The sequence below is a fragment of the Pseudomonas sp. B611 genome, from assembly GCF_055407965.1.
Genome location: NZ_JBUZST010000004.1, coordinates 174,771 through 192,578, shown reverse-complemented (window position 1 = coordinate 192,578; position 17,808 = coordinate 174,771). Strand labels below are relative to the sequence as shown.

The following is a 17,808-nucleotide window of genomic DNA, read 5'->3' as shown; positions in this document are numbered from 1 at the left end:
CCATCGCCGGCACCAAGTTTGCGCGAATGAGGACAAGTGTTATGGGTAAGAATGTCGTAGTCCTGGGCACCCAATGGGGTGATGAGGGCAAAGGCAAGATCGTTGATCTGCTGACCGAACATGCTGCCGCCGTAGTGCGCTACCAAGGTGGCCACAACGCTGGCCACACCCTGGTCATCGATGGCGAAAAAACCGTCTTGCACCTGATCCCGTCGGGCGTGCTGCGCGAAGGCGTGCAGTGCCTGATCGGCAACGGCGTGGTGGTTGCACCTGACGCCCTGCTGCGCGAGATCATCAAGCTGGAAGAGAAAGGCGTACCGGTGCGCGAGCGCCTGCGTATCAGCCCGTCCTGCCCGCTGATCCTGTCCTTCCACGTTGCGCTGGACCAGGCCCGTGAAAAGGCCCGTGGCGAGCTGAAGATCGGTACCACCGGTCGCGGCATCGGCCCAGCCTACGAAGACAAGGTTGCACGTCGTGGCCTGCGTGTGGGCGACCTGCTCAACATGCCGCGCTTTGAAGACAAGCTGCGTGAACTGGTGGATTACCACAACTTCATGCTGGTGGGTTACTACAAAGAGCCGGCCATCGAGTTCGACAAGACCCTGGCCGAGTGCAAGGAATACGCCGAGCTGCTCAAGCCGCTGATGCTGGACGTGACTGCAGAGCTGCACGACCTGCGTCGCGCTGGCAAAGACATCATGTTCGAAGGCGCCCAAGGCTCCCTGCTGGACATCGACCACGGTACCTACCCGTACGTGACCAGCTCCAACACCACCGCTGGCGGCGTTGCCACCGGTTCCGGTGTTGGCCCGATGTTCCTGGACTACATCCTCGGCATCACCAAGGCCTACACCACTCGCGTAGGTTCGGGCCCGTTCCCGACTGAGCTGTTCGACGAAGTCGGCGCGCACCTGGCCAAGCAAGGCCACGAGTTCGGCGCTACCACTGGCCGTGCCCGTCGTTGCGGCTGGTTCGACGCCGTTATCCTGCGTCGCGCTATCGATGTGAACAGCATCTCGGGCATCTGCCTGACCAAGCTGGACGTACTCGACGGTCTGGAAACCATCAACATCTGCGTCGGCTACAAAGACGCCAACGGTAATGATGTTGCGCCGACCGACGCCGACAGCTACGTAGGCCTGCAGCCTGTGTACGAAGAAGTGCCGGGCTGGACCGAATCGACCGTGGGCGCCAAGACCCTGGAAGAACTGCCAGCGAACGCCCGTGCCTACATCAAGCGCGTTGAAGCGCTGATCGGCGCGCCGATCGACATTATTTCGACGGGCCCGGACCGCAACGAGACCATCGTTCTGCGTCACCCGTTCGCGTAATAAGCTGTTGATGTAAAAAGCAAAGGGCTCCTTCGGGAGCCCTTTGTCGTTTCTGTCGTCCGGGCGGCACGACCTTTGCTTCGGTTGTCTCTTTCGCGGTGCTATCAATTTAATGGCACCCGTGGTGGAGGGATTCCCGATGTCTGCCGTTCTCTCATTGTTACAAAGCCGTCTGTTGCGGCCGGTGTTCGTTACCCTAGGTATCGCCCTTTTGGTGCAAGTGCTGGTGGCCGTCGCTCTGACGCGGAGCACCGTGACCGCGCTGGAAGCCGATTTGAGCAATCGCCTGGGCATCGACAGCCAGAAACTCTCTGGCGAATTGGCCCAGGCGGGCAAGGAAGTCACGTCCAGCCTCGACAGCTTGTCCACCAGCACGCGCCAGCGTCTGACCGCAGGGTTGTCGACGCGCCTGCAGGAAGAGCAGAAGCAACTGCGTGCGACCCTGGAAAAAGACCTGAAAGACTCCGCCAATGACATGGCCCAACTGCTGGCCTCGGTGGCGCCGCGCGCCATGTGGGACAGCGATGTGCCGACGTTGTCGGAATTCGCCCGGCGCGCCCAGCGCAATCCCAACGTGCTGTTCGTGGTCTACGACGATGCGGCAGGCGAGCACCTGACCCGCTACCTGAACCGGGAAAACCCGATCAACAAGGCCCTGCTGGAAAAAGGCCAGGGCGACCGCGCCTTGGACAAAGTCTTGAATGCCGCCAAGAACGATCCCTCGGTGTACTACGTCGAGGCCTCCATCAGCCCCAATGGCGTGGAAATCGGCAAGGTGCTCATGGGCGTGTCGACCGCTTCGGTAGAGGCCGATCTGCAGGCGCTGGACAAGCGCTTCGCCGCCCTGATCGCCAGTGGCGACCAACTGGTCGGCGACAGCCTCAAGGGCGCCGCTGCCGACAGCGCGACCGCCATGGGCGCACGCCTGCAATCGGCGCAAGCCACCGCCACCCAGATGACCGCCAACACCACCAGCGCCGTACAAGAGGCCGCCGGCATCCTGCGCTGGCGCATCGGCATGGGCCTGGCCGTGGTCGGCTTGGGCGTATTGCTGCTGATCACCATCGTGCTCGGCCGTCGTGTGGTCAATCGTCTGAAGCTGTTGATTGCCGCCATGGATGACCTGGCAGCGGGCGAGGGCGACCTCACCAAGCGTGTGCAGATCAGCAGCAAGGACGAAATCGGCGACATGGCCTCGGCGGTCAATCGCTTTGTGGATAAGTTGCAGCCGATCGTGCGTGAGGCGGGCGATGTGGCCCAGCGCACTGGCGTGGAAATCGGCGCCATGACCCTGCGCAACGCCGGCGCCGACGCAGCCGCCGGTTTGCAGCGCGACGAGGTTGCCGAGAGCCTGCGCGCGCTGTCGCAAATGGCTGACGAGGCCCAGGCCGAAAGCCATGCCATGCAGGCTGCATTGCAACAGGTGGTGGATATTCGCCAGGCCACGGATGAAAACTCGCGCACCTCGACCGAAGTGGGCGAACTGATCGAAGCGCTGGCAGGGCAGGTGCAGGCCGGTTCCAAGGTCATCGAGCGCCTGGCGCAGCAGAGCGAGCAGATTGAAGTGGTGCTGACGGTGATCCACGGTATCGCCGAGCAAACCAACTTGCTGGCCCTCAACGCGGCGATTGAAGCTGCACGTGCCGGCGAGACCGGGCGCGGCTTTGCGGTGGTGGCGGACGAAGTGCGTGCGCTGGCCAGCAAAACCCAGAGCTCCACCGGTGATATCCAGGCGCATATCGTCGCGTTGCAGCAAGGTGCACGAGAAGCGGTGGAAACCATCGGCAAGGCCGGGCGCCAGGCCAATGAAGGCTTGCTGGTGCTGCGTGACAGTGTGCGCTTGCAGCAGACAGTGCAGGCGTCGGTGGAGCAAGTGCATGCGGCGATTGGGTTGGCGACACGTGCGGCGGAGCACCAGGCACAAGGTGCGCAGGCGGTGCGTGGGCGGGTCGAGGTGATTCATGCCCAGGCCGAGCGGGCGGCGCAGGCGGTGGTGGAGACCACGGCCAGTGGCAAGGTGCTGGATGGGTTGGCGGCGCAGTTGAAGGCGAGCCTGGGGCAGTTTCGGGCCTAGTGTTGCCTGTGCCGACGCCTTCGCGAGCAAGCCCGCTCCCACATTTGGAATGCATTTCAAAATGTGGGAGCGGGCTTGCTCGCGAAGGCGATTTCAGCGGCTCAGATACATCCGCGTCGTCAGCAGATAAACCGGCAACCCCGACACCAAAATCAACAACGCCGCATACGGCGCCGCCGCCGCAAACTCCACATTCGAGGTATGCGCCCACACCGCCGTCGCCAGGGTATTCAACCCGGTCGGACTCAGCAGCAAGGTCGCCGTCAATTCCTTCATCGCATCCAGAAACACCAACGCAAACGCCGCCCCCAACGCCGGAAAGATGATCGGCAAGGTCACCCGGCAAAACGCGCTGAAGGACGACGCGCCCAACGTGCGTGCAGCCTCTTCCAATTGCGGTGCGGCTTTGTTCAGCGCCGTACGGATCGGCGCCTGGGCCAAGGGCAAAAACAGCAGCGCATACGCAATCAGCAACAACGCCGAGGTCTGGTACAGCGCCGGCACGTAATGCAGCGCGAAATACACCAGCGTCAACGCAATCACCAAACCGGGCAGCGCGTGCAGCAGGTACGGCAAGCGCTCGGCCCAGATCGCCAGTTGGCCTTTGTAACGCACCACCAGCAACCCGACCGGCACAGCCAGCACCAGGCACAACGCCGCGCCGCCGAGGGACAGCGCCAGGGAGGACAGCAGCGCCTCACTGATCGCGGCCACAGGAAACGCTGCCGACGAACCGACCGCCAGCCAATAGCCGAGCATCCCCAGCGGAATGCCACTGCCGATGATCGCCAGCGCCAGGCAATAGAGTTGCCCCAACGGCGCCCACTTGCCCAGGCGCACCTGCTCGGCATGCCGCGCCGCGCCCTGGCCGATGCGCACGTGGCGACCCTTGCCGCGCACACGCAGCTCCAGCCACAGCAGCGTCAGGCACATCACCAGCAATACTGCGGAGAGCATCGCCGCATTGGCGTTGCTGAATTCCAGCTCGAATTGTTGGTAGATCGCCGTGGTGAAGGTCTGCAAGCCGATGATCGACAACGCGCCGAATTCCACCAGCATGTGCAGCGCAATCAGCAGCGCCCCGGCCAGCAGCGACGGCCACAGCAAGGGCAGGGTGATGCGCCAGAACACGCCCCAGCGATTCAGCCCCAGGGTGCGCGCGGACTCTTCCAGGGACGGATCAAGATTGCGCAGCGTCGCCGCCACCGGCAGAAACACCAGCGGGTACTTCGACAGGCTCATCACCAGGATCGCGCCGCCGAGCCCTTCGAAACTGGCGCTCAGCGACACCCAGGTAAAGCTGCTGACAAACGCTGGCACCGCAAACGGCAGGCACAGGATCACCCCCCAGATGCGTCGCCCCGGCAGGTTGCTGCGTTCCAGCAACCACGCCAGCGACAGCCCGACCACGCCGCACGTCAATGTCACGCCCACCATCAGCGCCAGGGTGTTGCGCAGCAGGCCAAACACATACGGCCGCCACAGCAGATGCACGGCTTCGGCCCAGCCCGCCTGCCAGGCCTTGAGCCCGACGTACGCCAGCGGCAGCAGGCTCAGGCCCACCAGGAACAGCACGGGCAACAGCAGCCAGATCGACGGCCGTTTGCGCCGTGGGCTGAAACCCCCGCGCAGGGCGGGGGCGGAGAGCGATGGGTTCATCAGTTCAAGCCAACGTCACGTTCCAGGTCCAGGGCTTCTTCGGCGTTGCCCAGGTCGGCGGGGGTGACTTTCGGCGGTTGCAGCTCGCTAAATGGCTTGAGGCCACGGCTGGATTCCATGCCCTTGCGCAGCGGGTATTCGGCCGAGGTGTTGGTGATCACGCGCTGGCCTTCTTCACTGGCCATGAACGCCAGCAGTTGCTGGGCTTCCTTGGGGTGCTTGCTGGATTTGAGCGCCGCTGCGGACGACACGGTGATCAGGCCGCCGACGTCGCCATCGGTGAAGTAGTGCAGTTGCGAATCCAGGTTGGTCTTTTCCTTTTTCAGAGCAAACCAGTAGTAGTTGTTCACCAGCACCGTGGCCACTTCGCCGTTCTCCACGGCTTTGAGGGCGACCATATTGTTGCTGTACACCTTGCCAAACGCGCGCAGGCCAGTCAGCCATTCTTCGGCGGCGTCACGCCCGTGCAGCTTGATGATTGCCACGGCCTGTTCCTGGAACGCGCCGCTGGTGGGCACGAAGCCGACCTTGCCTTGCCACTCGGGGCCGGCGAACTCCAGCACCGACTTGGGCAGGTCTTTCTCGGCGATCAGTTTCGGGTTGAAGGCCACGACGCGGGTGCGGGCGGTCACGCCCATCCAGTCGCCATTGGTACCGACGTAGTCCTTGGGCAATACGTCGAGGGTGCTGGCGTCGATCTTGGCCAGAATGCCCTGCTCGCCGAGTTTGTTCAGCGGCGGCGATTCTTCGGTATAGATCACATCGGCCGGCGAGCGCGCGCCTTCTTCGACGACCTGGCTGGCCAGCTGGTTGCTGCTGCCTTTGCGCACGTTGACGTGAATGCCGGTCTTGGCTTCGAAGGCCTTGGCGAGTTCATCGCCGACTTCCTTGTGCTGACCGTTGTACAGGGTCAGGGAGATCTTTTCGGCAGAATAGGCTGCGGGCGAGAGCAGGGTCAGGCCCAGCAGAGTGATGGTCAGGCCGCGCAGAAGGGATGTCTTGAGACGGGTATCGCGGATCATCATCCGGGGTGTTCCTCACTTGTATGCAACAAATACTTACAAGGATAAACGATAAAGTTTCTCAGGTGCGGACGAGGAGGTCATCGCTGGGAAAGTTTTCAAACCCAGGAAACGAAAAAACCCGCTTTCGCGGGTTTGATCTGAATTTGGTGCCCAGGAGAAGACTCGAACTTCCACGACCTTGCGATCACCAGCACCTGAAGCTGGCGTGTCTACCAATTTCACCACCTGGGCAACATCAACAACGTTGCCGTCGTCGATGGCGCGCACTATACGGAGGGCCTATTGAGCTGTAAACCCCTGCCATGAAAAAATCCTGGAATATTTCGCCAATGGTCGTGCAAGGTGCCTGGAAAGGGCGCCAAAGGGCTTTTAAACGCTTGTTGATGCCTGAAATTTCCCGTTTCAATACGCGTATGCCAAACTAACCCGCATATAGACAAGGTGAAAACTCTCTAATGGCCGATTGGCAGTCCCTCGATCCCGAGGCCGCTCGTGAAGCGGAAAAATATGAAAACCCTATTCCTAGCCGTGAACTGATCCTGGCGCACCTCGCCGATCGTGGTTCGCCTGCTAGCCGCGAGCAGTTGGTCGAAGAATTCGGTCTGACCACCGAAGACCAGCTCGAAGCCCTGCGCCGCCGCCTGCGTGCCATGGAGCGCGACGCTCAACTGATCTACACCCGCCGCGGCACTTATGCGCCTGTGGACAAGCTCGACCTGATCCTGGGCCGTATCGCCGGCCACCGTGACGGCTTCGGCTTCCTGATCCCGGACGACGGCAGTGACGACCTGTTCATGAGCCCGGCGCAAATGCGCCTGGTGTTCGATGGCGACCGTGCGCTGGCGCGCGTGTCCGGCCTGGACCGTCGTGGTCGCCGTGAAGGTGTGATCGTCGAAGTGGTGTCCCGTGCCCACGAGTCCATCGTCGGCCGTTACTTCGAAGAAGGCGGCATCGGCTTTGTCGTGCCGGATAACCCGAAGGTCCAGCAGGAAGTGCTGATCACCCCGGGCCGCAATGGCGCCGCCAAGGTCGGTCAGTTCGTCGAGGTGAAGATCACCCACTGGCCAACCGCACGGTTCCAGCCACAGGGCGATATCGTTGAAGTGGTCGGCAACTACATGGCGCCGGGCATGGAAATCGACGTTGCGCTGCGCACCTACGATATTCCTCACGTCTGGCCTGAGGCTGTGCTGAAAGAAGCCGCCAAGCTCAAGCCGGAAGTAGAAGAGAAAGACAAAGAAAAACGCATCGACCTGCGTCATCTGCCGTTCGTCACCATCGACGGCGAAGATGCCCGCGACTTCGACGATGCGGTCTACTGCGAAGCCAAGCCGGGCAAGCTGCGCCTGTTCTCCGGCGGCTGGAAGCTGTTCGTCGCGATTGCCGACGTGTCCAGCTACGTGAAGATCGGTTCGGCCCTGGACAACGAAGCCCAGGTGCGCGGCAACTCGGTGTACTTCCCTGAGCGCGTGATCCCGATGCTGCCTGAGCAGCTGTCCAACGGCCTGTGCTCCCTGAACCCGAAAGTCGACCGTTTGGCCATGGTGTGCGAGATGACCATCTCGAAAACCGGCGAAATGACCGACTACCAGTTCTACGAAGCGGTGATCCACTCCCAGGCGCGCCTGACCTACAACAAGGTCAGCACCATCCTGGAAACGCCGAAGACCAGCGAAGCCAAGGCCCTGCGTACTGAATACGCTGGCGTGGTGCCGCACCTCAAGCAGCTTTACTCGCTGTACAAGGTGTTGCTGGGCGCCCGTCATACCCGTGGCGCGATCGATTTTGAAACCCAGGAAACCCGGATTGTCTTCGGTTCCGAGCGCAAGATCGCCGCAATCACCCCGACCACGCGTAACGATGCGCACAAGCTGATTGAGGAATGCATGCTGGCGGCCAACGTGGCCACTGCCGAGTTCCTGAAGAAGCACGAGATTCCTGCGTTGTACCGCGTGCACGACGGCCCGCCGCCGGAGCGTCTGGAAAAACTGCGCGCGTTCCTCGGCGAGCTCGGCCTGTCCCTGCACAAAGGCAAGGACGGCCCGACGCCGAAGGACTACCAGGCCTTGCTGGCCAGCATCAAGGATCGCCCGGATTACCACGTGATCCAGACCGTGATGCTGCGCTCCCTGAGCCAGGCGGTGTACAGCGCCGATAACCAGGGCCACTTCGGCCTGAATTACGAGGCGTACACCCACTTCACGTCGCCGATCCGTCGCTACCCGGACTTGCTCACGCACCGCGCAATCCGCAGCGTGATCCATTCCAAGCAGAACACCCCGCACGTCAAGCGCGCCGGTGCCATGACCATTCCGAAGGCACGGATCTATCCGTACGACGAAGCGGCCCTGGAACAGTTGGGCGAGCAGTGCTCCATGAGCGAGCGCCGCGCCGACGAAGCCACCCGCGACGTGGTGAACTGGCTCAAGTGCGAGTTCATGAAGGATCGCGTAGGCGAGACGTTCCCGGGCGTGATCACGGCCGTGACCGGCTTTGGCCTGTTTGTGGAACTGACCGACATCTACGTCGAAGGCCTGGTACACGTTACGGCGCTGCCGGGCGATTACTACCACTTCGACCCTGTGCATCACCGCCTGGCGGGTGAGCGCACCGGGCGCAGCTTCCGTCTGGGCGATACCGTGGAAGTGCAGGTCATGCGCGTCGACCTCGACGAGCGCAAGATCGACTTCGGTATGTCTGACAAGCCAGCCGAATCGCCGGGGAGCCGCAAAAAAAATCGTGGCAGCACGCCGACTGCACCAGCAAGCAAAGGCAAGGGCGCCCCTGCGAAAGCAGCGGAGCCTGAGCCGGCCGCCAAGGCTGGTCGTCGTTCGTCCACCAAGGAAAAGGCTCCTGAGGCCTACCGCCCAAGCGACGCCGCGGCGAAAAACGCCGAGCTGCGCAAGAGCCGCGAGTTGAAGCAGCAGTTGCTCAACGAAGCCAAAAGCGGTGGTAAAGCGGCGTCTGGGGGAAAGTCCCACGGGGCGGAAAAGCCGTCGAGCAAGCCAAGTAAACATCGTAAAGGCCCGCCGAAAGCGGGTTCGGCCCCTGCCAAAAGCGGCGGGTCGCGCAAACCTAAGGCCAAGTCATGAGTCTGGAAAAAATCTACGGCGTCCACGCCGTAGAAGCACTGCTGCGTCACCACCCGAAGCGCGTCAAGCAGGTGTGGTTGGCGGAAGGTCGCAGCGAACCGCGTGTACAAGCGCTGGTTGAGCTGGCCACGCAAAACAAGGTCGCTATCGGCCAGGCTGAACGTCGTGAGATGGACGTCTGGGTTGAAGGTGTTCACCAAGGCGTGGTGGCGGACGTAAGCCCGAGCCAGGTCTGGGGCGAAGCGATGCTCGACGAGCTGCTCGATCGCACCGAAGGCGCACCGTTGCTGCTGGTGCTCGACGGCGTGACCGACCCGCACAACCTCGGCGCCTGCCTGCGTTCGGCAGATGCTGCCGGCGCGCTGGCGGTGATCGTGCCCAAGGACAAGTCGGCCACCCTGACGCCGGTTGTGCGCAAGGTTGCCTGCGGCGCGGCGGAAGTGATTCCGCTGGTGGCCGTGACCAACCTGGCGCGCACCCTGGAGAAGCTCCAGCAGCGCGGCCTGTGGGTCGTGGGCACGGCGGGGGAGGCCGAGGTCAGCATTTATGACCAGGACCTCACCGGCCCGACCATCCTGATCATGGGCGCAGAGGGCAAGGGCATGCGTCGCCTGACCCGTGAGCATTGCGATTACCTGGTGCACTTGCCGATGGCCGGTAGCGTCAGCAGCTTGAACGTGTCGGTTGCCACCGGCGTGTGCTTGTTCGAGGCGCAGCGTCAGCGCGGTGCCAAGAAGGGTGTGAAGAAAGGCTGATAACAACGCAGTACCCTGTGGGAGCCGGGCTTGCCCGCGATGACGGTGTGTCAGTCAGCAGAGATGTTGCCAGTGCCGCCGCCATCGCAGGCAAGCCAGCTCCCACAGTTGTTTTGCGTCTATGCGGGTGCTGCGCTGTTCAAATAATCACCAATCACCTTGCACGCTTCCTCCCCCTTCTCTACAATTGCGCCCCTTGCCTTCCTGGCGGGCACCGATGTGTCCCCCTTCGGCAAGATCCATAAGTGTCATTCACTCCTTGTCTGACCGTTTTTGAGCGGCAGGCTACAACCCGTAAGGAGCATTCATGCGTCATTACGAAATCATCTTTTTGGTCCACCCGGATCAAAGCGAGCAAGTCGGCGGCATGGTTGAGCGTTACACCAAGCTGATCGAAGAAGACGGCGGCAAAATCCACCGTCTGGAAGATTGGGGCCGTCGTCAACTGGCCTACGCAATCAACAATGTTCACAAGGCTCACTACGTGATGCTGAACGTTGAGTGCACTGGCAAGGCCCTGGCCGAGCTGGAAGACAACTTCCGCTACAACGATGCAGTGATCCGTAACCTGGTCATCCGTCGCGAAGAAGCCGTTACCGGCCAATCCGAGATGCTCAAGGCTGAAGAAAACCGCAGTGAGCGCCGTGAGCGTCGCGACCGTCCTGAGCACGAAGGCGCTGAAAGCGCTGATAGTGATGACAGCGACAACAGCGACAACGCTGACGAGTAATCCACGGACCTTATTAAGGAGCCTATCAAATGGCACGTTTCTTCCGTCGTCGTAAATTCTGCCGCTTCACCGCTGAAGAAGTGAAGGAGATCGATTACAAAGATCTCAACACTCTGAAAGCCTACGTATCCGAGACCGGCAAAATCGTTCCAAGCCGTATCACCGGTACCAAAGCTCGTTATCAGCGTCAGCTGGCCACCGCTATCAAGCGCGCCCGCTTCCTGGCCCTGCTGGCCTACACCGACAGCCACGGCCGCTGAGACCGGGCAGTCGATAAGTAGTAAGGGATTGAATGCATGCGCGCCTTAGCTGAGTTCATCATGCGCGGTCGTGTGCAGGCCACTCTGGTAGTGGCTGGATGTGCGGCATTGCCGTTGCTTTATTGGTTGGGTGCTGCCGCGGGTTGCCTTGTGCTGCTGCGGCGCGGTTTGAAGGACGCCCTTGGCGTTCTTGCCCTGGGATTGTTGCCGGCCTTGATCTGGTGGCTGCAATTGGGTGATCCACGGGTACTTCTGGTACTGCTGGGGTCATCGAGCCTTGCGTTGGTTTTACGCGCAAGTGAGTCCTGGGTCCGCACGCTGCTGGTCAGCGTGGCATTGGGGTTGGTGTACTCAGTGATGCTTGGCGCGGCTTTCCGCCCGCAAATCGAAGGGTTGTCGCAAGAGATCGTCAAGATCCTGCCGATGGCCCTCGGGGATCTCTACCAGCAATTGTCGGTAGATGAGCGAGCGCGGTTTGCGTCACTGATTGCCCCGGTCCTGACCGGCCTGATTGCGGCATTGTTGCAGGTCGTCAGCGTGCTGAGCCTGATTGTTGGGCGTTATTGGCAGGCGTTGTTGTACAACCCGGGTGGTTTTGGTCGCGAATTTCGCAGTATCAGAATCCCAGCGGGGCCGGCGATGTTGCTGCTGGCGTGCATGGTTGTCGGGCCGAACTTCGGTCCACAGATGGCCTTGCTGGCGCCGATTTGCAGCGTACCGCTGGTGTTTGCCGGGCTGGCCTTGATTCATGGGCTGGTTGCGCGAAAGCGCCTGGCCAAGTTTTGGCTGGTGGGGTTGTACGTCACGCTGTTGCTGTTCATGCAGCTGATCTATCCGTTACTCGTGGTCTTGGCCATTATCGACGGCCTGATTGATTTTCGCGGTCGTCTGGCGTCGAAAGACGCCGATAACGCGAACGGTGAAGGTTAAAAGTTAGAGGATTTTCACATGCAACTGATCCTTCTGGAAAAAGTCGCCAACCTGGGCAACCTGGGCGACAAAGTGAACGTTAAGGCCGGCTACGGTCGTAACTACCTGCTGCCATACGGCAAAGCCACCGCTGCAACCGCTGCCAACCTGGCTGCGTTTGAAGAGCGTCGTGCTGAGCTGGAAAAAGCAGCAGCAGACAAAAAAGCTTCGGCCGAAACTCGCGCTGCCCAACTGGCTGAGCTGGAAGTGACTATCACTGCCACCGCCGGTGACGAAGGCAAGCTGTTCGGTTCGATCGGCACCCACGACATCGCTGATGCACTGACCGCCTCCGGCGTTGAAGTGCAGAAGAGCGAAGTTCGTCTGCCGAACGGCACCATCCGCAACGTAGGCGAATTCGACGTAGCCGTGCACCTGCACGCTGAAGTTGAAGCCACCGTACGCGTTGTCGTGGTAGCAGCTTAAGTCGCACCTAACTGACTGGCACCTCGCGTGCCAGGCGGTTAACATCGGGCACGATCCTGTTTACAGGTCGTGCCTTTTGTTTTTCTACACACCCCAAATTCCAAGTGGCCATGAACGATATTTCAGCTCCCGAGCAATACGATCTGCAAACCGCTGCCCTGAAGGTGCCGCCGCATTCCATCGAGGCCGAACAGGCCGTGCTCGGTGGCTTGATGCTGGACAACAACGCCTGGGAACGCGTGCTGGATCAAGTCTCGGACGGCGACTTCTATCGGCATGATCACCGCCTGATCTTCCGCGCCATCGCCAAGCTGGCCGACCAGAACTCGCCAATCGACGTGGTGACCCTGGCCGAGCAATTGGACAAGGAAGGCCAGACCTCGCAAGTGGGCGGCCTCGGTTACCTGGGTGAGTTGGCAAAAAACACCCCGTCGGTGGCCAACATCAAGGCCTATGCGCAGATCGTTCGCGCGCGGGCGACCTTGCGCCAACTGATCGGCATTGCCACTGAAATCGCCGACAGCGCCTTCAACCCCGAAGGCCGTACCGCCGAAGAAATCCTCGACGAGGCCGAGCGGCAGATCTTCCAGATTGCCGAAGCACGGCCGAAAACCAGCGGGCCGGTGGGCGTCAATGAGCTGTTGACTAAGGCGATCGACCGTATCGACACGCTGTTCAACACCGACAATGCCATCACTGGCTTGTCCACCGGCTACACCGACCTTGATGGCATGACCAGCGGCCTGCAGCCGGCCGACTTGATCATCGTCGCCGGCCGTCCGTCGATGGGTAAGACCACCTTCGCCATGAACCTGGTGGAAAACGCCGTACTGCGCAGCGAAAAAGTCGTACTGGTCTACTCCCTCGAGATGCCAGGTGAATCGCTGATCATGCGGATGCTCTCGTCCCTTGGCCGCATCGACCAGACCAAAGTCCGTGCCGGTCGCCTGGAAGATGACGATTGGCCGCGCCTGACCTCGGCGGTCAACCTGCTCAACGACCGCAAGCTGTTCATCGATGACACCGCGGGTATCAGCCCCTCGGAGATGCGCGCGCGCACCCGGCGCCTGGTGCGTGAGCACGGTGAAGTCGGTCTGATCATGATCGACTACCTGCAATTGATGCAGATTCCCGGTTCCGGCGGCGACAACCGTACCAACGAAATTTCCGAAATTTCCCGCTCGTTGAAAGCCCTGGCCAAGGAATTCAACTGCCCGGTGGTGGCGCTGTCACAGCTCAACCGTTCCCTCGAGCAGCGCCCCAACAAGCGCCCGATCAACTCCGACTTGCGTGAATCTGGAGCAATCGAGCAGGATGCTGACGTGATCATGTTCGTGTACCGCGACGAGGTGTATCACCCCGAGACCGAGCATAAAGGCATCGCCGAGATCATCATCGGCAAACAGCGTAACGGCCCGATCGGCACGACACGCCTGGCGTTCATCGGCAAGTACACGCGCTTCGAGAACCTTGCGCCGGGCAGCTACAACTTCGACGACGACGAGTAACCCGGGTCATAGCAGCCGTTCGAACAACTGTCGGATGGAAGCCTCGTCATAGCCGTAGTTCCAGCGCAGCTCAGTGCCGGGCTTGAGGTCTTCATTGGCAAAAAAGCCGGTAATCTCCAGGCGGACCATGGGTTGGTTTTCGGCCTGGGCGTCTACCTGGAAACCAGCGCTGACCACGTTGTAACCCGTCGAGGCCTGCCTGACGGGCCGACCATTCTCGTACTCGAACAGGGTGTTGATCCGCGAAAGTACGTTGTCACCTGAAAGCACCGTGTCGGGGTCGATCTGCCCGGATGCCGGGTTACCTCCCTTCATCGTGCTCTTGCTTCGTTGCACAAACACGTCGAGCAGATAGGGATCATGGCGAATCCCGGCAATGCGCAGGGGGACCAGCTCTCCGCCGTACACGCCCAGCGCCTCGCCCTTTTTTATCGCTCGGGTAGTCACGACAGTCAGTTGCCCGATCAAGCCCGACTCTTCGGGGAACCGCTGGTGGGCTGCCGTAAAGGCAGTGGTTTTTAGTTTGGCGTCGTACAGCTTGGCGACTTTTTCAAAACCCTCCCATTGGATAAACGGCAAGATCTTGTCCTTGTTGAAGGCCTCTGCGGACTGTCCCGAGGTGCCGATCGATTGTATGAACCGTATGCGCATCGGCCGCCCTTCCAAATCGCGAAGCGGGTATCGGCCGTTATTGGTGCGGTCGTAAATACGTCGGTAGTTCTGGTTGTTCAGGTAATTGTTGTTGGAGCGCATGCGGCTCAACTCATCCGGCGTGTAAGCGGTGCTGGCGTCTTCAGTGGCTTCGGGTTCGCTGGCGGGCTCTGCTTGCACCAACTGTTCATCGGCGCTTTTCATGCCCAGGGAGGGTGGGCTGTCGATGCTTTCATCCAACTGCCAACCGCCCTCCGGGCGTTGCCGTATGTAAGGCTGATAGGCGCGAAACAGGCTGCGGTTATCCAGCAATCGCCAACGCCCGCCGTCCAGCTTGACCCGGTAATATTTGGCGTTGATTAGCACGTAGCAACGAATGCTGCCGTCGGGCAGCGCCGGTGCCAGGTGGATGCCGTCGGTGCGCTGTACCAGGCCTTCGGGGGGCTTGGGGTCGGCAAACAAAGGGTCGATGGCATTGCCGGTCGGAAATGACCCGCTGCGCACCAGCTTCGTACGAAAGGCTGGCGGGTGATTGGCCATGGCGCCCAAGCCTGCCTTGTGCATGGCCTCCTGAAGCGTGCGCACCTCTGACTTTTGCAGCACGCTCATGAGGTCACGGGTGGACAGGGTCGGGATGATCGCGGCGATCAAGTCACCCGCGACCTGGGGTGATTGGCCTGGCGCTGGCTGCAGGCGGTACTGTTCACCCTCGCGGACGATCAGGTGGCGCGTGGTCGCGTCTTGCGGGCCAGTGCTCGCCAGCAAGGCGCCGGTGCTGTTTTGTTCGCGGACTTCTATAGGGTGCTTGGCGGGCCAACCTGGCACTCGTTCCAGGGTCGCAAGGATCATGGCGGGTGTTTCCGAGGTGGCGGTTGACTCCAGGTGCAGGCTTGCAAAGGCGTGACAGGTGCGCAGTTGTTGCAGGTATTGGTCGGCTTCCCAGTGTTGTTGCGAGGTCAGGCTTTTTTCCAGTAAGAGTCGTCGTTGCTGCTCGGGGCTGAGCACGGCCATCATTTCTTCAAGGTGGCTCTTGGATAGTCCGGGCATGAGCCGGGCCATCTCCTTGGCGGCGGGTGAGGAGGGCGGGGTGTTCAGCGTCTGCTCCAGCCAGTTGAAGAGCGGCTGTCGATGCTGGCGGGCCTCATCGGCCAAGCGTTGCGCCAGGTTTTCCACGGTGCCTATGGTCTCGTTAGGCGAGGCCGGCAGCAGTTCGTTGAACTCGCCCGTGGGCAGGTGTTGCTCAAGGTAATGCAATAAATCGCCGCGCTTGAAGCGTGCCAGTGGCACCTTCAGTTCACTGTCTCCGCTGCCGCGGCTGACGACGGTTGCACCCTGTTCGTCAACGACGTTCAACACCCGGCCCTGCGGCCATTGCGGCAGTGAGGTGACCAGGTGCAGTTGAATATAGGGCGTGCTGGGCGTGACCTCAGAGCCTTCTGCCCGATAGCAGTCGAACGCGTCGATTTCCTGCTCCAGGTTGAAGCGCTTTACCGTATCCCGCAGCAGGGGCGGTGGGCGCACGGCTTCCTCATGGGCCTGGCGCAGGGTGGTGCTGTCCAGGCCGCTGAGTAGCAGGATCGGTTCGACCTGGGGCTCACTGATATTGGCCGCGTCAGGGCCCAGGCGCTTGATTAGCTTGAGGTCGTCCCAGTCGCGGGCGGACTCATGCAGGTGGCGCCAACCGCCCACGCCGTTGCTCAGCAGGGGCGGGGTGTAGGCACCCGAGTCGCAGGGGTGTTGCAGTTGCCATTGCTGGCTCTTGGGGTCGCGTTTCACTGCGTGCAGGTGGTCGTCGAGTTTCAGGTAGTGCTGTGCTTCGTGGGAGTAGATCCCTTCGGCGTCCGCGGCCAGGCCTGCGGGCAATGCCGTGGCGGTTTGACGGTAGGGCTGCAAGTCGGGCTTCCACAGGCGCTCACCGCCTTGGCGCAGCTTGACTCTGACCAGTCCGGCGGTAAACCCGACCGTCTTGACCGCGCCAGCGGTGACAGCCGCCAGGGCGACGTTGTCCACCACATCCAGCAGGTCGTTGAGGGCCTCCTCGCTGTCTCCCCGGCTCCAGGCGGCGAACCCGTGGTAGACGGTGCCCAGTAGTTGGGCTGCGCAGACCACCAGCAACACCTCACCCACGAGGGGGACAAACGAGGCCGCAAAAAACAACACGGATTTGCCCAGGTCGGCATAGGCTTGCAGGCGTTTGCGCCGGGCGACGAGATCGACGTCTGCGGTCGGCACCGCTATCGCACGGGCATCGTTCTTGATCTGGTTGATGCGTTGGCGCGAGACCGCGAGAAACACGTGCACCTGGATCTCGGTGCAGGTGAGCGAAGACTCCAGGCTGATCGGTATGAGCGTTCCCTTGGCCCCCACAGAAAACCAGTCGCGCCACGCAGGCCTTATCTTCAGCAGCGTTTCCTGGTACTGCAAAGGCACCAGGCTCTTGAAAAAGGTGGTGTACTCGGCGCTTTTGTTCAGGCGTTCCACCAGTTGGCTTTCCAGTTCCTCAAGGCAGGCGTGGCGGCGCACAGGGGCTTGCGGATCTTCGGGCGTGTACAGCAGCAGTTCGCTGTCGTTGACCTTGCACTGAATCACCAGCACCGAAGGCAGCACGACTCCGTCAATCGTCAGGTGGCTGCACGTAATGTCCGCATGGCGGCCGTCTTGCGCCAGCGTCAGCAAGGGTTGGTAGAGGTTCGACGGCAGGCTGCCGTCCATGAATGCCAGGTGGATCGTGACCGCAAATGCGTTTTTTGCCTGCTCCACGAACAGCTTTTGCACCTTGCTGGTCATGCGCAGTGTGTAGGTTCGGTCAAGTACCTGCTCGAGATGGTCCTGATACTGCTCGCCAAGGTCCAGGCTACGGCAGAGTTCGGCAAACTCGGTGGGCGAGACGATGCTGCGCCTGCGACCGCTGGAGTGGAGGGTATAGATGCAGGTGCCTTCCTCCATGCCATCCTCGTCCGCCTCTTCTTCTTCGAAGTTTTGCAGGGCGGCTTCCAGCAAGGAGTGTTCAGTGGTTTGGGCGTGAGTCTTGATCAGCCCCAGCAGGTGATGATGTTTCCATTCGCGCGACAAGATGGCGGTTTCATCGATGGGTGGCACCGGGAATCGGCGCCGCAAGTGCTTGCGCAACAATGGGCGTGCGAAGGCTTCGGGGCCTTTGAGTCGCTGCAGGAACGCCTTGAGGTCATGCCGGGACTGGTTACTTTTGAGCAGGCTTTCGCGCAGGGCTTTACGCGACGCCTCGGGGGCGCTGGTCAACCAGGCCGGCAGTTGGGATTTGATAAAGTCCGCGTGGACTGAAAGGGCTGGAGCAGAGCTACCGTTCATC

The 17,808-nt window shown here is 61.2% G+C and carries 11 protein-coding genes, 1 tRNA gene and 2 pseudogenes; 10 read left to right on the top strand and 4 right to left on the bottom strand.

Annotation, left to right across the window (positions count from 1 at the left end):
• Window positions 1–41: 41 nt before the first annotated feature.
• From ACZRMO_RS11620 to ACZRMO_RS11610, 3 genes and pseudogenes are all read left to right on the top strand, one after another.
• A complete protein-coding gene (locus ACZRMO_RS11620; RefSeq protein ID WP_124525554.1) occupies window positions 42–1,331 on the top strand; it encodes an adenylosuccinate synthase in 1,290 nt (429 codons plus the stop codon).
• Window positions 1,332–1,443: 112 nt separating this feature from the next.
• Window positions 1,444–2,499 (top strand): annotated as a pseudogene (locus tag ACZRMO_RS11615) (methyl-accepting chemotaxis protein); the annotation flags it as partial.
• Between the two features lie 390 nt (window positions 2,500–2,889).
• Window positions 2,890–3,405, top strand: a pseudogene (locus ACZRMO_RS11610) (methyl-accepting chemotaxis protein); the annotation flags it as partial.
• A 93-nt stretch (window positions 3,406–3,498) separates the two neighbouring features.
• On the opposite strand, the gene ACZRMO_RS11605 reads toward ACZRMO_RS11610, so the two are convergent.
• The 3 genes from ACZRMO_RS11605 to ACZRMO_RS11595 form a co-directional block, all read right to left on the bottom strand.
• Window positions 3,499–5,064, bottom strand: a complete 1,566-nt coding sequence (locus ACZRMO_RS11605) for an ABC transporter permease (RefSeq protein ID WP_463972945.1) — start codon at window positions 5,062–5,064, stop codon at window positions 3,499–3,501.
• Window positions 5,064–6,089 carry an extracellular solute-binding protein gene (locus ACZRMO_RS11600; protein WP_463972944.1) on the bottom strand — a complete coding sequence of 342 codons (1,026 nt, stop codon included), beginning with the start codon at window positions 6,087–6,089 and terminating at the stop codon, window positions 5,064–5,066. Before ACZRMO_RS11600 ends, ACZRMO_RS11605 begins: the two co-directional genes overlap by 1 nt.
• A 144-nt stretch (window positions 6,090–6,233) precedes the next feature.
• Window positions 6,234–6,320, bottom strand: a tRNA-Leu gene (locus ACZRMO_RS11595).
• A gap of 224 nt (window positions 6,321–6,544) precedes the next feature.
• On the opposite strand from ACZRMO_RS11595, the gene rnr reads away from it, so the two are divergent.
• The 7 genes from rnr to dnaB all read left to right on the top strand — a co-directional run bounded on the left by rnr (window position 6,545) and on the right by dnaB (window position 13,829).
• Window positions 6,545–9,181, top strand: coding sequence for a ribonuclease R (gene rnr / locus ACZRMO_RS11590; protein ID WP_124525558.1), 2,637 nt, complete (start codon window positions 6,545–6,547; stop codon window positions 9,179–9,181).
• Window positions 9,178–9,936 (top strand): 23S rRNA (guanosine(2251)-2'-O)-methyltransferase RlmB, encoded by a 759-nt coding sequence (rlmB, locus tag ACZRMO_RS11585; protein ID WP_034105689.1) that lies wholly within the window; start codon window positions 9,178–9,180, stop codon window positions 9,934–9,936. The genes rnr and rlmB overlap by 4 nt, the downstream gene beginning before the upstream one ends.
• A gap of 307 nt (window positions 9,937–10,243) precedes the next feature.
• Window positions 10,244–10,666, top strand: a complete 423-nt coding sequence (gene rpsF / locus ACZRMO_RS11580; RefSeq protein ID WP_003217491.1) for a 30S ribosomal protein S6 — start codon at window positions 10,244–10,246, stop codon at window positions 10,664–10,666.
• A gap of 29 nt (window positions 10,667–10,695) precedes the next feature.
• Window positions 10,696–10,926, top strand: coding sequence for a 30S ribosomal protein S18 (gene rpsR, locus ACZRMO_RS11575; RefSeq protein WP_003171373.1), 231 nt, complete (start codon window positions 10,696–10,698; stop codon window positions 10,924–10,926).
• Window positions 10,927–10,962: 36 nt separating this feature from the next.
• A complete protein-coding gene (locus tag ACZRMO_RS11570; protein ID WP_124525559.1) occupies window positions 10,963–11,856 on the top strand; it encodes a YybS family protein in 894 nt (297 codons plus the stop codon).
• An 18-nt stretch (window positions 11,857–11,874) separates the two neighbouring features.
• Window positions 11,875–12,321 (top strand): 50S ribosomal protein L9, encoded by a 447-nt coding sequence (gene rplI, locus ACZRMO_RS11565; protein ID WP_003171376.1) that lies wholly within the window; start codon window positions 11,875–11,877, stop codon window positions 12,319–12,321.
• Window positions 12,322–12,431: 110 nt separating this feature from the next.
• Window positions 12,432–13,829 carry a replicative DNA helicase gene (gene dnaB / locus ACZRMO_RS11560; RefSeq protein ID WP_463972943.1) on the top strand — a complete coding sequence of 466 codons (1,398 nt, stop codon included), beginning with the start codon at window positions 12,432–12,434 and terminating at the stop codon, window positions 13,827–13,829.
• A 6-nt stretch (window positions 13,830–13,835) separates the two neighbouring features.
• Here the strand turns inward: dnaB and ACZRMO_RS11555 are convergent, their stop codons facing one another.
• Window positions 13,836–17,807: a dermonecrotic toxin domain-containing protein gene (locus ACZRMO_RS11555; protein ID WP_463972942.1), complete on the bottom strand. Its 3,972-nt coding sequence runs from the start codon at window positions 17,805–17,807 to the stop codon at window positions 13,836–13,838.
• Window position 17,808 lies beyond the last annotated feature (1 nt).

Excerpts from the sequence above, each read along its gene's own strand:
- ACZRMO_RS11620 (WP_124525554.1), top strand. The coding sequence starts at position 42 with ATGGGTAAGAATGTCGTAGTCCTGGGCACCCAATGGGGTGATGAGGGC.
- ACZRMO_RS11605 (WP_463972945.1), bottom strand. The coding sequence starts at position 5,064 with ATGAACCCATCGCTCTCCGCCCCCGCCCTGCGCGGGGGTTTCAGCCCA.
- ACZRMO_RS11600 (WP_463972944.1), bottom strand. The coding sequence starts at position 6,089 with ATGATGATCCGCGATACCCGTCTCAAGACATCCCTTCTGCGCGGCCTG.
- rnr (WP_124525558.1), top strand. The coding sequence starts at position 6,545 with ATGGCCGATTGGCAGTCCCTCGATCCCGAGGCCGCTCGTGAAGCGGAA.
- rlmB (WP_034105689.1), top strand. The coding sequence starts at position 9,178 with ATGAGTCTGGAAAAAATCTACGGCGTCCACGCCGTAGAAGCACTGCTG.
- rpsF (WP_003217491.1), top strand. The coding sequence starts at position 10,244 with ATGCGTCATTACGAAATCATCTTTTTGGTCCACCCGGATCAAAGCGAG.
- rpsR (WP_003171373.1), top strand. The coding sequence starts at position 10,696 with ATGGCACGTTTCTTCCGTCGTCGTAAATTCTGCCGCTTCACCGCTGAA.
- ACZRMO_RS11570 (WP_124525559.1), top strand. The coding sequence starts at position 10,963 with ATGCGCGCCTTAGCTGAGTTCATCATGCGCGGTCGTGTGCAGGCCACT.
- rplI (WP_003171376.1), top strand. The coding sequence starts at position 11,875 with ATGCAACTGATCCTTCTGGAAAAAGTCGCCAACCTGGGCAACCTGGGC.
- dnaB (WP_463972943.1), top strand. The coding sequence starts at position 12,432 with ATGAACGATATTTCAGCTCCCGAGCAATACGATCTGCAAACCGCTGCC.
- ACZRMO_RS11555 (WP_463972942.1), bottom strand. The coding sequence starts at position 17,807 with ATGAACGGTAGCTCTGCTCCAGCCCTTTCAGTCCACGCGGACTTTATC.